The sequence below is a fragment of the Pigmentiphaga sp. NML030171 genome (assembly GCF_002188635.1).
GTDB lineage: Bacteria > Pseudomonadota > Gammaproteobacteria > Burkholderiales > Burkholderiaceae_B > Pigmentiphaga > Pigmentiphaga daeguensis.
Genome location: NZ_NINX01000048.1, coordinates 1 through 1,748 on the forward strand (window position 1 = coordinate 1; position 1,748 = coordinate 1,748).

At 54.9% G+C, this 1,748-nt stretch carries 1 tRNA gene and 1 rRNA gene; both read left to right on the forward strand.

Annotation, left to right across the window (positions count from 1 at the left end):
- The first annotated feature begins 13 nt into the window (after nt 1-13).
- Nucleotides 14-1,544: ribosomal RNA gene (locus tag CDO46_RS24320) — 16S ribosomal RNA — on the forward strand.
- Between the two features lie 127 nt (nt 1,545-1,671).
- Nucleotides 1,672-1,748: transfer RNA gene (locus CDO46_RS24325), tRNA-Ile, on the forward strand.

Genomic DNA, 1,748 nt, shown 5'->3' on the forward strand with positions numbered 1-1,748 from the left:
AAATCTAGAGATTGAACTGAAGAGTTTGATCCTGGCTCAGATTGAACGCTAGCGGCATGCCTTACACATGCAAGTCGAACGGCAGCGCGGACTTCGGTCTGGCGGCGAGTGGCGAACGGGTGAGTAATGCATCGGAACGTGCCCAGTAGCGGGGGATAACTACGCGAAAGCGTAGCTAATACCGCATACGCCCTACGGGGGAAAGGGGGGGATCGCAAGACCTCTCACTATTGGAGCGGCCGATGTCGGATTAGCTAGTTGGTGGGGTAAAGGCCTACCAAGGCGACGATCCGTAGCTGGTTTGAGAGGACGACCAGCCACACTGGGACTGAGACACGGCCCAGACTCCTACGGGAGGCAGCAGTGGGGAATTTTGGACAATGGGGGCAACCCTGATCCAGCCATGCCGCGTGTGCGAAGAAGGCCTTCGGGTTGTAAAGCACTTTTGGCAGGAAAGAAACGGCGCCGGCTAATATCTGGCGTAACTGACGGTACCTGCAGAATAAGCACCGGCTAACTACGTGCCAGCAGCCGCGGTAATACGTAGGGTGCAAGCGTTAATCGGAATTACTGGGCGTAAAGCGTGCGCAGGCGGTTCGGAAAGAAAGATGTGAAATCCCAGGGCTCAACCTTGGAACTGCATTTTTAACTCCCGAACTAGAGTGTGTCAGAGGGGGGTGGAATTCCACGTGTAGCAGTGAAATGCGTAGATATGTGGAGGAACACCGATGGCGAAGGCAGCCCCCTGGGATAACACTGACGCTCATGCACGAAAGCGTGGGGAGCAAACAGGATTAGATACCCTGGTAGTCCACGCCCTAAACGATGTCAACTAGCTGTTGGGTTCTTCGGAGCTTGGTAGCGCAGCTAACGCGTGAAGTTGACCGCCTGGGGAGTACGGTCGCAAGATTAAAACTCAAAGGAATTGACGGGGACCCGCACAAGCGGTGGATGATGTGGATTAATTCGATGCAACGCGAAAAACCTTACCTACCCTTGACATGTCTGGAATCCCGAAGAGATTTGGGAGTGCTCGAAAGAGAACCGGAACACAGGTGCTGCATGGCCGTCGTCAGCTCGTGTCGTGAGATGTTGGGTTAAGTCCCGCAACGAGCGCAACCCTTGTCATTAGTTGCTACGAAAGGGCACTCTAATGAGACTGCCGGTGACAAACCGGAGGAAGGTGGGGATGACGTCAGGTCCTCATGGCCCTTATGGGTAGGGCTTCACACGTCATACAATGGTCGGGACAGAGGGCAGCCAACCCGCGAGGGGGAGCCAATCCCAGAAACCCGATCGTAGTCCGGATTGCAGTCTGCAACTCGACTGCATGAAGTCGGAATCGCTAGTAATCGCGGATCAGCATGTCGCGGTGAATACGTTCCCGGGTCTTGTACACACCGCCCGTCACACCATGGGAGTGGGTTCTACCAGAAGTAGGTAGCCTAACCGTAAGGAGGGCGCTTACCACGGTAGGGTTCATGACTGGGGTGAAGTCGTAACAAGGTAGCCGTATCGGAAGGTGCGGCTGGATCACCTCCTTTCAGCGCGTAAAGCGCTTGATCAAGTGTCCACTCTTATCGGTTGTTCGTTAAGCTGGATCGGTGAGGAAAAGGGGCAAGCGCAAGATGCTTGACGTTCCTTGGCCTGGGATGCAGATCCGAAGAATATGGGTCTGTAGCTCAGTCGGTTAGAGCACCGTCTTGATAAGGCGGGGGTCGTTGGTTCGAATCCAACCAGACCCACCA